Annotated in this window: 11 protein-coding genes; 10 read left to right on the forward strand and 1 reads right to left on the reverse strand. The window is 42.5% G+C overall.

The features are described from left to right. The first annotated feature begins 3 nt into the window (after window positions 1-3). The 4 genes from argS (at window position 4) to CEF18_RS20180 (ending at window position 4,316) form a co-directional block, all read left to right on the forward strand. Window positions 4-1,671, forward strand: a complete 1,668-nt coding sequence (argS, locus tag CEF18_RS20165; protein ID WP_110938301.1) for an arginine--tRNA ligase — start codon at window positions 4-6, stop codon at window positions 1,669-1,671. Between the two features lie 260 nt (window positions 1,672-1,931). After that, entirely contained in the window at window positions 1,932-2,939 is a 1,008-nt protein-coding gene (locus CEF18_RS20170) for a Gfo/Idh/MocA family protein (protein WP_110938302.1), read from the forward strand. A 233-nt stretch (window positions 2,940-3,172) separates the two neighbouring features. Then, window positions 3,173-3,343 carry a XapX domain-containing protein gene (locus CEF18_RS20175; RefSeq protein ID WP_110938303.1) on the forward strand — a complete coding sequence of 57 codons (171 nt, stop codon included), beginning with the start codon at window positions 3,173-3,175 and terminating at the stop codon, window positions 3,341-3,343. A gap of 187 nt (window positions 3,344-3,530) precedes the next feature. Next, the gene (locus CEF18_RS20180; RefSeq protein WP_183040949.1) at window positions 3,531-4,316 is read left to right on the forward strand and encodes an alpha/beta fold hydrolase; all 786 of its coding nucleotides are present in this window, start codon (window positions 3,531-3,533) and stop codon (window positions 4,314-4,316) included. Between the two features lie 29 nt (window positions 4,317-4,345). On the opposite strand, the gene cls is transcribed toward CEF18_RS20180, so the two are convergent. Then, the gene (gene cls / locus CEF18_RS20185) at window positions 4,346-5,539 is read right to left on the reverse strand and encodes a cardiolipin synthase (RefSeq protein WP_110938305.1); all 1,194 of its coding nucleotides are present in this window, start codon (window positions 5,537-5,539) and stop codon (window positions 4,346-4,348) included. Between the two features lie 422 nt (window positions 5,540-5,961). On the opposite strand from cls, the gene CEF18_RS20190 reads away from it, so the two are divergent. From CEF18_RS20190 to meaB, 6 genes are all read left to right on the forward strand, one after another. Then, on the forward strand, window positions 5,962-8,067 hold the full coding sequence (locus CEF18_RS20190) for a (Fe-S)-binding protein (protein ID WP_110938306.1): 2,106 nt from the start codon (window positions 5,962-5,964) through the stop codon (window positions 8,065-8,067). Between the two features lie 200 nt (window positions 8,068-8,267). Then, window positions 8,268-9,449 (forward strand): acetyl-CoA C-acetyltransferase, encoded by a 1,182-nt coding sequence (locus CEF18_RS20195; protein WP_110938307.1) that lies wholly within the window; start codon window positions 8,268-8,270, stop codon window positions 9,447-9,449. A gap of 58 nt (window positions 9,450-9,507) precedes the next feature. Continuing rightward, window positions 9,508-10,353, forward strand: coding sequence for a 3-hydroxybutyryl-CoA dehydrogenase (locus CEF18_RS20200; RefSeq protein ID WP_110938308.1), 846 nt, complete (start codon window positions 9,508-9,510; stop codon window positions 10,351-10,353). Between the two features lie 19 nt (window positions 10,354-10,372). After that, window positions 10,373-11,515 (forward strand): acyl-CoA dehydrogenase, encoded by a 1,143-nt coding sequence (locus CEF18_RS20205; RefSeq protein WP_110938309.1) that lies wholly within the window; start codon window positions 10,373-10,375, stop codon window positions 11,513-11,515. A 456-nt stretch (window positions 11,516-11,971) separates the two neighbouring features. Further along, window positions 11,972-13,111 (forward strand): acyl-CoA dehydrogenase, encoded by a 1,140-nt coding sequence (locus tag CEF18_RS20210; RefSeq protein ID WP_110938310.1) that lies wholly within the window; start codon window positions 11,972-11,974, stop codon window positions 13,109-13,111. A gap of 74 nt (window positions 13,112-13,185) precedes the next feature. Further along, window positions 13,186-14,142, forward strand: a complete 957-nt coding sequence (gene meaB / locus CEF18_RS20215; protein ID WP_110938311.1) for a methylmalonyl Co-A mutase-associated GTPase MeaB — start codon at window positions 13,186-13,188, stop codon at window positions 14,140-14,142. The last annotated feature ends 126 nt before the right edge of the window (window positions 14,143-14,268 follow it).

A 14,268-nucleotide genomic window follows, 5' to 3' on the forward strand; every position in this document is an offset into this window, starting at 1 on the left:
ACGATGAGCCAAGTAGAACAACTCAAAGAAAATTTAAAAAATGAACTTATTGCATCCGCAGTAAAGGCTGGTTTAGCATCGGCAGATCAGATCCCGAATGTCGTCATCGAGACACCAAAAGATAAGACACACGGAGATTTTGCAACAAATCTGGCCATGCAACTGGCAAAAATAGCTAAAAAGGCACCAAAAATGATAGCAGAAGATATAGAAGCGAATTTTAATTATCAAGCTGCAAAAGTAGAAAAGGTTGATATTGCCGGTCCGGGATTTATTAACTTTGTAATGAAAAAAGACTATTTAACGGAGATCGTCCATACGGTTCTTGAGCAAAAAGAAAAATTCGGAAATACAAACATAGGCAAGGGAAAGAAAATCCAAGTCGAGTTTGTTTCGGCAAACCCAACTGGCACGCTTCATTTGGGACACGCAAGAGGGGCAGCGGTAGGAGACTCCTTGTGCCATATTCTTGAAAAGGCAGGATATGACGTTGCTCGTGAATATTATATCAACGATGCTGGGAACCAGATTGATAACCTTACCCTTTCCTTGGAAGCGAGATACTTGCAAGAAATAGGGGAAGAGGCGGCGATGCCTGAGAATGGTTACCAAGGAAAGGATATCATTGGTTTTGCCAAAGAGATCGTTGAAAATTATGGGGACCGTTTCAAGGATTCTGATCAAGAGGAACGACGAGGTTTCTTCCGGGAATACGGGTTAAAACGGGAACTGGATAAGCTTAAATCAGACTTGGCCGACTATCGTGTTCATTTTGACAACTGGTTTTCTGAAACGTCTCTTTATACAGATGGAAAAGTAACAGATGCCTTAGAGGATCTTAAGAAGCGTGGCGAAACATTTGATCAAGATGGAGCAACATGGTTCCGTTCGACGGAGTACGGGGATGACAAAAATCGCGTTCTCGTAAAAAGCGATGGTTCCTACACGTATTTAATGCCAGATATTTCCTATCATAAAAATAAATTTGCTCGAGGTTTTGAGGAATTGATTAACATTTGGGGAGCAGACCATCACGGTTATATTCCACGAATGAGAGCGGCAATCCAAGCTCTTGGGTATGAAAAAGATCAATTGGATGTTCAAATCATTCAGATGGTGAACCTTTTCGAGAATGGTGAAAAGGTGAAAATGAGTAAACGTACCGGGAAGGCTGTAACGATGCGCGAACTCATGGAAGAAGTCGGCATCGATGCGACCCGTTATTTCTTTGCGATGAGAGCAGCGGATTCTCATCTTGATTTCGACTTGAGCCTGGCTAAATCACAGTCCAATGACAACCCTGTTTACTATGTGCAATACGCTCATGCAAGAATTTGCAGTATGCTGCGACAGGCGGAAGAAAAAGGAATCACAGTTGACAGGGAAGTGGACTTAACGGGATTAGTAGCAGTAAAAGAACAAGATTTAATGAAAAAACTAGGTGAATACCCTGAAGCAATTGCGGATGCGGCAAAACGCCGTTCGCCACACCGAATGACAAACTATGTGCACGAATTGGCACAAGCGTTACACAGCTTCTACAATGCTGAAAAAGTAATTAGTGAAGACGTATCCTTAACAAAAGCGCGCCTTGCGCTAATGGATGCTGTCCGTATGACGCTTCAAAATGCTCTCAAAATTCTGGGTGTTGAAGCACCGGAGAAAATGTAATAAATAGATGTTCGGGGGAAGGTCGTTTTTGACCTTCCCCCAATTTTTTGTTTTGGTAGATGGTAATGAGCGATTGCGGCTGAGAAATGCGCGAGGTACATGGGAGGATACGCGATAATCGGTGATAAATGCGTATCAAAAATTTAAGAATGTAGAAGAGGAAACCTTCTAACCTAAAAAGTAAGGGGTTTCATTTTCTGCATTTTTTAAGGATTCAAGTATAATGGAGAAAGAGTTAAAAATAGAAGGAGGAATTATTTATGGCTAATAAGATAAAATGGGGAATTTTGAGTTCTGCTAAAATAGCTGAGACAGCCTTTGTTCCAGCAATCAAACTTGCAAAACAAGCAGAGCTAAAAGCAGTGGCAAGTGAAAGTGGAAAGGCAGCGGATACAGCGAAACGATGGGGAATTGACACGTCGTATGATTCGTATAAAGAATTGCTTCAAGATCCAACTATCGATGCAATTTATATTCCTTTACCGAACAGCTTACACAAAAAATGGTTGATTGAAGCAGTACAAGCTAAAAAACATGTACTCGTGGAGAAACCAGCAGCACTTACTAGTGATGAAGTGAAAGAAATGAATGCAGCGGCGAAAGAAAATGGCGTAGTTTGGATGGAAGCCTTTATGTATCAGTTTCATCCTCAACACAGCCAAGTGAAGAAATGGTTGGGCGAGGGGGAAATTGGTGAGGTAAAGCTGTTCCGAGGCTCATTCTCTTTTTCAATGGACGTAAATAGTGGTAATATCCGTTTGAACTCTGAACTTGGAGGCGGAAGTTTATTTGATGTCGGCTGTTATTGCGTTCATGCGAGCCGCTTTATTTTTGAAGAGGAGCCTGTGCAAGTATTTGGACATGCCAACCATCATCCTGAGAAAAAAGTTGATCTGTCAACAACGGGAATTCTAACTTTTGAAAACAAGCAAGCAGTGATCGACTGCAGCTTCGAACAAGCAAATGTGAATCGTTATGAAGTAGTTGGTACAAAAGGTTCCATCGAAGTTCCTTATGCTTTTCGTCCGGATGGAAATCCCAACAATGGACTAGGTGAAGTAATATTAAAGGATAGTGCAGGGAAAACCGTAGCTGTCGAAACGTTTGATGCGAACCAATATACAGTGCAAATTGATCACTTTTCACAGGCAATCCTGGATAATAAACAGCCTTCCTATACTCCAGAGCAAACAATATTGAATATGACCGTAATCGAATCTCTATATCAATCCATAGACGAAGGAAAGCCCGTCTCGCTAAAAAATTAATTACTTAATGTGAAGAACACTGTAAAAGTAGAATTCTACTTTTACAGTGTTCTTTTTGCAACTTTATCTATTTCAAGGCCAGTTAACGGTATCTTGCCAGTAATTAATGAAGCAGAGAACCGTCCCTATGATTGTTCCTATGATTGTTGTACGTACCTCTTTCTGTTAGGATAGAATTGGTTAGTATACATAACCTAGTTTTATCAACTGACTAGCAAAAGAAGGTGAGAAGAGTGCAAGATATTCTATTAGCGATAATAGCTGGACTGATAGTAGGGTTTCTTTTTGCGTGGATCAAATTGCCGATCCCTGCTCCGCCTGCATTACCGGGTATTATGGGTATTGTCGGTATCTATATGGGATTTAAATTATTCCAATGGGTATCCGTGTCCTTTTTTGGATAGTTTTAAAAATGACAGAGCATTAGAGGGTGACGGACGAAGGTCCGGTCGTCTGTAGCGGGAGTAGAACAATGAAACGGTGTTTTGATCTATTCCCTCTGCAAATATGATTTGAAATGTTGGATAAAAAGTTAAAATGCACATATCCTACCATCATTACTGTAAGAACGAGATGATAGGAGATGATCGCATGAGTTGGACACAACAGTCACAGAAAGCAGCCATATATTTTGAAAAGGAGGGGGAGGGAATTCCTCTCCTATTTGTACATCCGCCATCGATGGGCCACGTTACATTCCGACGCCAGAAGAATCGGCTTTCGGAATCTTATCAAGTAATAACGATGGACTGTCGTGGAAATGGACGAAGTGGCATTGATGAACAACCTTTAACAATGTCTGTTCTAGCGGATGATGTCATTCGTGTGCTTGATGAGGCCAATGTAAATTCGGCGTATCTTTGTGGATACTCAAATGGAGGGTCTATCGTGCAAGAAGCAGCAATAAGATACCCGAATCGAGTACGAGGCATCATATTATTGGGAGGCTTCCCCGAAGTAAATAGTTTTCTCTTAAGAAATGAATTCAAGCTTGGTATTTTAGCAACAAGGGCAAAACAAATGAATGTAGTTTCCAATGTACTGGCGGTTGCACACGAGCGAAATCAACGAAATAAACGGGAGCTATCGAATTACGTTCGCCTGACTCCTGCCTCGGTATTGGAAAAATATTACCGTATCGGGCTAGAATACACAGCAACAAAGAGGTTACATAAAATCACCTGTCCGCTGCTTCTGATGTATGGGACGAGAGATGATTATGTTCACCACTATCGACACTTGTTTACGGAAAACGTAACCGGAGAGGTGGAAGTCGTTCTAATTGACGATGTTGGTCATCAATTGCCTACAAAAAAATCTTCTGCTGTGCACGAAATTATCAAAACATTCATTGGTACGCACGAAAAAAATGCCTAGGTGTTTCAGCGCCTGGGCATTTCATATAGTTATAAATAGAGGGAGACTGCGGAAGCGATTTTTTCTTTCAAACGCTCGAACAACGTTCTCTTATTGATAGTATTCATCGTAATCGGTTCTGCACTTTCATAATAATCCTTTTCAATTTCTTCTTTAACTGGTTTGATCCAATCTTTATCCGATATCACAGTGTTTATTTCCTTATTTATATGAAAGCTTCGTTTATCGATATTAGCCGTGCCGATAAACATGAGGCGTTCATCTACGGTGACAACTTTTGCATGATAAAATCCCTCATAAAATTGACGAAACTCTACTCCAACATCTAAAAGCTCCGGCATATAAGGAAAGGCGGCATCTTTTACAAGAGGATGATCCGGATATTTAGGAATAAGAATTTGAATTTTCACGCCTCTTTTTGCAAGTGAGACAAGTTTGTTCTTTAGCCTTTCTCCTGGAATAAAGTAAGGCGTCCCTATAAACACAGAAAATTGAGCGTCTTCAAGGACATCATCTATGATGTGTTCTAGATGGGCGCCATTCGTGGAAAATATCCGCATCGGAATTGTGTCTTCAGGGGAAGTAAGGTAAAGTGTCTTTTCAAAATCAACGGATTCACCGGAAGCCTCGTTCCAGTCAGCAAAAAAACATTGTTGCAAGTCTGCTACACCTGCTCCCTCGAGAAACATGTGATAATCTCGCCATCGTCCCTTTTTGGGATCACGCCCTAAATATTCATCTCCAACATTATAACCGCCAACGTAACCATATTTCCCATCAATAACGACAATTTTTCGGTGATTTCTCTCATTGATAGAGTAGAACAAGAAAGGAAAAGAGGGAGCGTTTAACTTTTCAAATTGAACTCCCGCTTTTTTAAGTGATTTTTGTTCCTTTCTTGAAATGCTATGGGCCAACCAATCGACAGTTAGTCGAACCGTGACACCTTTCTTGGCACTTTCTTTTAATTCATGAATTAGTTTTTTCCCAATATTATCATCGCGGAAAATATAAAATTGCATATGAATATGATCGGTAGCTTTTTCAGTTTGCTGCAAAAGGTGATCAAGCCATTTGTCACCTTGCGTAAAAAACTGTACATTGCTTTGTTTATATAAAGTGTTTTCCATTGGCGTTATTTTGGAACGATGCCGTTTCAACCCGAAAAAGAGATCCAAACAAATCCAAACAATGAGTAAGAATGGTATCAAGAGAAGTTTCATAAGATTGCCCCTTTTTTAAAAGATAATTTATATAATTGGCAGCTACCTTCACACCGCGCGTATCAAGGAAAGCCCACCCTCCTATCGAGTAGCACCTACACGCACTACGTAGGTGCTACTCGGGGCGGTGGAAGCTGACGCTGTAGTTAATAAAAGACGCTACGCGTTTTTCTTAGGTTTCCCAAAATGAATTAATTTAAGTCATTCTCAGGAAACGTATAGAGTAACAAAGGGCAGAAAAAAATTAAATTTAATTTATGAATGAGTATTCATTCATGAGTTTCTATGCTATAATCAAAATTATAATAATGCAGGTTTAGTGAAGAAATTATTGAGAAGAAAAGCTCTCTGTCAGCCTTAAATGATCGACATCATTCCTTCTCGATGCCAAAAAATAGATTGATTTGAAAGGAGTTGCTTTTATGAATCCGATTATGATTAATTGGCTCATGTTCATTCTTGTAACCGGTTACGCGTTGTACTTATTCGCATCACTGGTTAAGACTCGGATGGAATACATCAAGCTTGGAAAAAAAGCAGAATTTATCTTAACGATGAAAGAACGCAAGGAGGCCATGATGACGATGGTCTTCGGTCAGAAGAAATTATTAAAGGATAAGAAGAGTGGGATTATTCATGTGATGTTTTTCTACGGATTTCTTCTCGTTCAGTTCAGTGCCATTGACGTCATAATCAAAGGTCTGGCTCCTGGGAACCACTTACCGTTAGGACCGTTGTATCCGTTCTTTACGTTTTTCCAGGAAATCGTTGTTGTGATGATTTTAGTTGCGGTCGTATGGGCGTTTCATCGTCGGTATGTTGAAAAGTTAGTTCGACTAAAACGTAATTTCAAAGCTGGATTAGTCCTAATTTTCATTGGGGGATTAATGATTTCCAAACTTTTAGCCAAAGGGATGGAAATTATTTGGTTAGATAAATCAGTATCATGGGCGGCGGAACCGATTGCTTCAACAATTGCAACTGTTTTTGCAGGATTAGGACCGACAGTGGCTGGAGCGGGATTCTTTGTTTTCTGGTGGATGCATTTGATGTTTCTATTAACTTTCCTCGTTTATATTCCGCAATCAAAGCATGCTCACTTAATTGCTGGACCTGCGAATGTTTGGCTTGGTCCAACACATAAGCGTGGGCAGTTACAAGCTATAAATTTCGAAGAGGAAGATGTGGAGAAATTCGGAAAAAACCAAATTGAAGACTTTGATCAAAAGCAATTAATTGATCTATATGCCTGTGTTGAGTGTGGGCGCTGTACGAATATGTGTCCGGCAACTGGAACAGGGAAGATGCTTTCGCCAATGGACTTGATTATGAAAATGCGGGACCATTTAACGGATAAAGGTGCGGCAGTTACTTCTAGAAATCCTTGGATGCCAGGTTTTGCTTTCCAAAACACCCGTGGAAACCAAATCGCGGCTGGCGGAACGGACGGTTCGAATGCATTAGACTTTAATCCGTATGATGTGAATCTTATCGGTGATGTGATTACAGAGGAAGAGATCTGGGCCTGTACGACCTGCAGAAACTGTGAGGATCAATGTCCGGTGATGAACGAACATGTCGATAAAATTATTGATATGCGCCGTTATCTTGTTCTAACAGAAGGCAAGATGGATCCCGAGGCACAGCGGGCGATGACGAATATCGAACGTCAAGGAAATCCTTGGGGTATTAACCGGAAAGAGCGTGAAATTTGGCGTGAAGGACGCGAGGATATTGAGGTTCCAACCGTTAAAGAACTTAAAAAACGTGAGGAAGAATTTGAGTATCTTTTCTTTGTAGGGTCCATGGGCTCATATGACAAGAGAAGTCAAAAGGTTGCTCAATCCTTTGCGAAAATCATGAATGAAGCGGGTATCAAGTTTGCGATTCTAGGAAACAAGGAAAAGAATTCGGGCGATACGCCAAGACGGATCGGCAATGAATTCCTGTTTCAAGAGTTAGCTACCGCCAACATTGAAGAATTCAAGAAAAATGATGTGAAAAAGATCGTTACACTCGATCCTCACGCATATAATACATTTAAAAATGAGTATCAGGATTTTGGATTGGAAGCCGAAGTCTATCATCACTCAGAGCTGTTGTTCCAGTGGATTCAGGAAGGGCGAATTAAACCGACGATTGAGGTAAAAGAAAAGGTTGTTTACCATGATTCCTGTTATCTTGGCCGCTACAATGATGTATACGATCCACCTCGCGAAATATTGAAAGCAATACCGGGAATTGAGCTCGTGGAAATGGAACGTAACCGTGAAAACGGCATGTGCTGTGGAGCCGGCGGCGGAATGATGTGGATGGAAGAAGATACTGGAACACGTGTGAATGAAGCGAGGACGGAACAAGCAATTTCAACGCAAGCTAGTGTCATTGGCAGCGCTTGTCCATATTGCCTAACAATGATGACGGATGGAACGAAGTCGAAAGAAGTAGATGAAGATGTAAAAACAATGGACATCGTTGAATTATTGGAAAAATCATTAGTGAAAAAAGAAGAAACAGTAAGTGCTTAATTAAACGGGTGTGCCTAAAGAATGTAATCTTTAGGCACACCCATCATACTGATTTTTCATAATAAGTTGGAGACTTCTCTAACTTGATGTTTTATACTAGAAAATAGATAGCCAATGTAAGCGCTTTATAGGTGACGTGCGGGCTGATTGAGCGGACGAATATGTGAACCGGAAAATGAAGTTAAAGGAGGAACAGATATATGGGAAAGACAGTCATTGTTGGAGGAGCAAGGACGCCAGTTGGAAAACTTGGTGGGGGATTAGCAACCTTTACAGCTTCTCAGCTCGGCGGCAAGGCGATGAAAGAAGCGTTGACGAGAGCCGGAGTCGAGGCAAAGGACGTTGGACATGTCATCATGGGAAACGTGTTACAAGGAGGGCAAGGACAACTTCCTTCCAGACAAGCGATGCATGAAGCAGGAATACCATGGGAAACAGAAACGGAAACGATTAATAAAGTATGTGCTTCAGGCATGAGAAGTGTTACCCTCGCTGATATTCTGATTCGTTCAGAAGAACAGGACATCATCGTGGCAGGCGGAATGGAGTCGATGAGTCAGGCTCCTTTTTTTGTGAAGGGGGCTCGATTTGGTTTTAAAATGGGGGACCAAAAATTCTACGATATGATGACGCACGACGGTTTAACGTGTTCTTTTACAGGAGTTCATATGGGCAATTACGGAAACGGGGTAGCCGAGGAACACAATCTGTCACGAGCAGCACAAGATGAATGGTCGTATCGGAGTCATCAAAAAGTAGGCGAAGCAATGAACGCAGGGAAATTTGCGGAAGAGATCGTTCCGATAGTGGTACCACAACGAAAGGGTGACCCACTTCTAGTCGAACATGATGAATCACCACGATTAGATTCGACGGTCGAGCGTCTGGCAAAACTGAAGCCGGCTTTTGGGGCAGAAGGAACCATTACGGCAGGGAATGCTCCCGGGGTAAACGACGGTGCAGCAGCGCTTGTATTAATGTCAGAAGAAAAAGCCAAGGAAAAAGGTCTTATACCATTGGCAACGATTGTCGCTCACACACAGTTAGCTATTGAGCCTGAAGGTTTTCCGAAAACGCCAGGGCTTGTCATTAATAAACTCTTAAAAAAAGCTGGGAAGACCGTTGCCGATATTGATTTATTTGAAATAAATGAAGCATTTGCCGCAGTTTCTCTCGCAAGTGGACAAATAGCTGGTTTGGATCCTGAAAAGATCAACGTTAATGGAGGAGCAGTCGCACTAGGTCATCCGATCGGAGCGAGTGGCACTCGAATTATCCTGACACTTGCGTATGAATTAAAACGTCGCGGTGGCGGCATCGGTATCGCAGCAATTTGCAGCGGAGGCGGGCAAGGTGACGCAATCATGATCGAAGTGAAGTAACTCCTTAGGTGTAATCACGTTTTTCCGTGTCGCAACTATGTCAGGAGGTCAACCTACTATGAAAATAATGATCATTGGTGCTGGACAAATGGGATCGGGAATTGCCCAGGTTTGTGCCATGAATGGCTACGAAGTGTTTTTACATGATCTAACATTAGAATTAGTGGAAAAGGGACGGAACGGGATAAAGAAGCAGCTCCAACGGCAAATAGAGAAAGAACGGCTGACAGAACAGGATGCTGACCGATTTTTACAAAGAATTCAAACCTCAACGGAACTTAGGAATGCAAAGAATGCCGATATTATTATCGAAGCGGCAGTAGAAAACATGGAGGTGAAGAAGAATCTTTTCACCAAGCTGGATAGCTATGCACCAGCGCATGCGATTCTAGCAACGAATACATCGTCACTTCCGATTACAGAAATTGCCGCCGCAACGAATCGGGCAGATAAAGTGATTGGCATGCACTTTATGAATCCTGTTCCGGTCATGAAGCTAGTCGAGGTGATTCGCGGACTGGCGACTAGTCAAGAAACATTCGACAAGGTTTACAGTCTTGCTGAATCATTGAAAAAGACAGCAGTTGAAGTTAACGATTTTCCGGGGTTTGTGTCCAATCGAATTTTAATGCCGATGATCAATGAAGCAATTTACACTGTTTTTGAAGGAGTGGCTACACCGGAAGACGTGGATGAAGTGATGAAATTAGGCATGAATCACCCAATGGGGCCACTTACATTAGCTGATTTCATAGGATTAGATACGTGTTTAGCCATCATGGAGACGCTTCATGAAGGGTTCGGTGATGATAAATACAGGCCGTGTCCGCTACTTCGTAAATATGTGAAGGCAGGTTGGCTCGGTAAAAAGTCTGGCAGAGGTTTCTATCGTTACAGCAAATGACATAGAAGAGGTGACATCGATGAATCTGGCATGGACGGAAGAACAGCTGATGCTTCAACGTATGGTCAGGCAGTTTGCAGAGGACAAGGTTGCAAAAGCGACGGATCAGATGGAAAAAACAGATGAGTTTCCGCTAGAACTTGTGAAAGAGATGGGACAACTGGGATTGATGGGAATTCCTGTTCCTGAAAAATATGGGGGTTCAGAAATGGACTTCACGTCGTATATTTCTGTCATCCATGAACTTTCACGCGTAAATGCATCGGTCGGTGTCATCCTCTCTGTCCACACATCGGTAGGGACAAATCCGATTCTTTATTTTGGTACAGAAGAGCAAAAGCAACGATTTATTCCTAAGCTTGCATCGGGAGAGTATTTAGGTGCTTTCGCACTGACTGAACCAGGGGCAGGAAGCGATGTGTCCCGGTTAAAAACAACGGCTGTGAAAAAAGGAGCTCATTATAATTTAAATGGTTCCAAAGTATTTATTACAAATGGTGGTGTAGCAGATACATACATCGTTTTTGCTAAAACAGATGTTTCCAAAGGGAGCAAGGGCATTAGTGCGTTTGTGATTGAAAAATCAAGTCCTGGACTGATCGTTCTTCCTAAAGAGAAAAAGATGGGCCTGCATGGTTCAAATACGACCCCACTTTCCTTTGAAGACTGCCAAGTACCAGTGGAAAACTTGCTTGGTGAAGAAGGTGACGGATTTTCGATAGCGATGGCGAACTTAAATGCGGGTCGAATCGGCATCGCGGCTCAAGCTCTTGGTATTGCTGAAGGAGCGCTGGATTTAGCGGTAAAGTATGCGAAGGAACGAAAGCAATTTGGAAAGCCAATTGGCGAAATGCAGGGAGTGGCCTTTAAGCTTGCGGAAATGGCAACGAGTGTGGAAGCGGCGAAACTCTTAGTCTATCAAGCAGCAAATATGCGTTCCAGAGGTTTGTCTCCTATTAAAGAGGCCGCGATGGCTAAATTGTTTGCTTCCGATACGGCGATGAAAGTCAGTACTGATGCAGTTCAGATCTTTGGTGGCTATGGGTACACAAAAGATTATCCAGTCGAACGATTTTTTCGTGATGCAAAAGTAACGCAGATATACGAGGGAACGAATGAAATTCAACGAATTGTGATTGGAAATCAGTTGTTGAAAGACTAATTGATAAATAAAGACTATAGCTTGTAGTTTAATTCGAACGAGAGGTGCTCGAATCCGCTCTAGGCGGACGCTTTCCGCGGGCAATGCTTCAGCCTCCTTGGGAAAGTTCGTCCCTGCAGGGTCTTCAGCTATTGCTTTTCCCGCAGGAGTCGCCGCCTTCGCTTCTTCGAGTTATTTGTTCAAAAAAAGAAACTTCATCAATCCAGACAGCCTTTCTAAAAGGTTGGTGTTTAATTGCTTTTTCAAGTCCAGAGAGAATAACAGTTACGTATACTGCCTTTATAAAAAATTATTGTTTGGAAGAATCCGCGAGACTCCTGTGGAAGAATGAGCCAAGCGAGACCCCGCAGAGCGTTCGTTTGCTCGAGGAGGCTCGCGGATCATCCACGGAAAGCGAGCGGTAATTCTTCCAAACAACCTTTACGAAAACAGACTAGGCATAGGGGGAAATGAACGATGAATTTTGAATTGACAGATGAACAGAATATGATTCGGAAAATGGTACGTGATTTTGCTAGAAATGAAGTAGAACCGACGGCAGCGGAGCGAGACGAGGAAGAGCGCTTCGATCGTCAAATTTTTGATCAAATGGGCGAGCTTGGTCTAACAGGAATTCCCTGGCCGGAAGAGTATGGTGGAATTGGTGCTGACTATATGAGTTACGTCATTGCTGTAGAGGAGCTGTCGCGCGTATGTGCATCTACTGGTGTGACGTTGTCAGCCCATGTTTCCTTGGCGGGGTGGCCCATCTATACGTTCGGAAACGAAGAACAGAAACAAAAGTTTTTACGTCCAATGGCAGAAGGAAAGAAGATGGGTGCTTACGGACTAACTGAGTCAGGTTCTGGGAGTGACGCAGCTGCGATGAAGACGACTGCAAAGCGGGATGGGGATGATTATATTCTCGATGGCGCAAAAATCTTTATAACAAATGGTGGCGAAGCAGATATTTATGTTGTTTTTGCAATGACAGATCACGATAAAAAACATAACGGGTGCACAGCCTTCATTGTTGAAAAAGGCATGGAAGGTTTCTCTATGGGGAAAAAAGAAAGAAAGCTGGGGATCCGTTCCTCTCCTACGTTGGAAATTATTTTCGAAGGGGTAAGGGTACCGAAAGAAAACAGGTTAGGTGAAGAAGGAGAAGGTTTTAAAATAGCAATGAGAACGCTTGATGGAGGTAGAAACGGTATTTCTGCCCAAGCAGTTGGGATTGCTCAGGGCGCATTGGACTCTTCAATTGATTATGCAAAAGAGCGGAAGCAATTCGGGAAATCGATTGGTTCCCAGCAAGGAATTGGTTTTAAGATAGCCGAAATGGCAACAAAAATTGAGGCATCACGTTTGCTTACGTATCAAGCAGCTTGGCGGGAAAGTGAAGGATTGTCCTATGGAAAAGAATCAGCAATGTCAAAATTGTTTGCCGGGGATTCAGCGATGGAAGTGACAACCGAAGCAGTGCAAGTATTCGGAGGCTATGGTTATACGAAGGATTATCCGGTCGAACGTTATATGCGTGATGCGAAAATCACCCAAATATATGAAGGAACCAATGAAATACAAAGGCTCGTAATAGCGAAAATGCTACTGAAATAGAAACGCCTCTCCAACACGCAGTTCATAGTTGCCGCCATTCACTAGCATTAACTAGATAGAAAGGGGGTTTCTCGTTGGATAAAAACAAGATAGATGCGCTGTTACTTGGGAACCAGAGGGCGTTGGCACAAGCGATTTCGCTCGTGGAGGATCGAAAGCCAGAGCATCGTGAACTGATGAGAGAGATCTATCCGAGAACAGGAAATGCTCATATTATCGGCGTGACCGGCTCACCGGGGGCAGGGAAAAGCACGCTCGTAAATGGTCTGGTACGGGAATGGCGAAGAGCAGGGGATACTGTTGCGATTATTGCAGTGGATCCAACCAGCCCTTTTTCGGGAGGAGCGTTGTTAGGGGACCGCATCCGAATGAAAGACCATGAAGAGGACCTTGGTGTGTTTATTCGAAGTATGGGCACGAGAGGGAGTCTTGGAGGGCTGTCAGAAGCTTGCCAAGACACTGTTCGATTAATGGAAGCAGCAGGGTTTGACCGTATTGTCATCGAAACTGTCGGTGTTGGCCAATCTGAACTCGATATCATGAAAACAGCAGACTCGATTGCACTTGTTTTATATCCTTCGGGCGGCGATGTTATCCAAGCCTTTAAAGCCGGGATTATGGAAATAGCGGATTTATTTATTATTAATAAGTCAGATCTTCCAGGAGTCGAACAATTAAAGGGAGAGCTCGAGGACCTGATTCATATTACTTCCAAGCCAAATTCATGGGACCCGCCTGTTTTAATGACGGTATCTACGGAAAAGTCGGGGATGGTAGATGTGATTCAGGCGATGGAAAACCATCATCACCACCTCGTTGCTTCTGGGGAAAAAAGAGAAAGACGACGAGATCAAAAAGCGGTTGAAATCGAACGACGTCTCGCAGAACGACTGAAAGAACAGTTTATTCCTTATATTGAAGAAACTTTGAATACAAAAGAACAAAATAAAGAAACTCAAAGTGATGATCCTTACGATATAGCTGAGAAAATTTACAATCGTTGGATTAAAAACTTGGCAAGGAGTGAGTAGAAAGGACAAAGGCTTTGAGACTTGGTCCACCACCCGCAAAAAACAACATGACGTTAAAAGTAACCTACTATATAAAAGCTCGAAATCAACTGACTTTGATACGCAAATGCACAAAAATATTTGCTG

The organism is Salipaludibacillus neizhouensis (genome assembly GCF_002886185.1).
Lineage (GTDB): Bacteria > Bacillota > Bacilli > Bacillales > Salisediminibacteriaceae > Salipaludibacillus > Salipaludibacillus neizhouensis.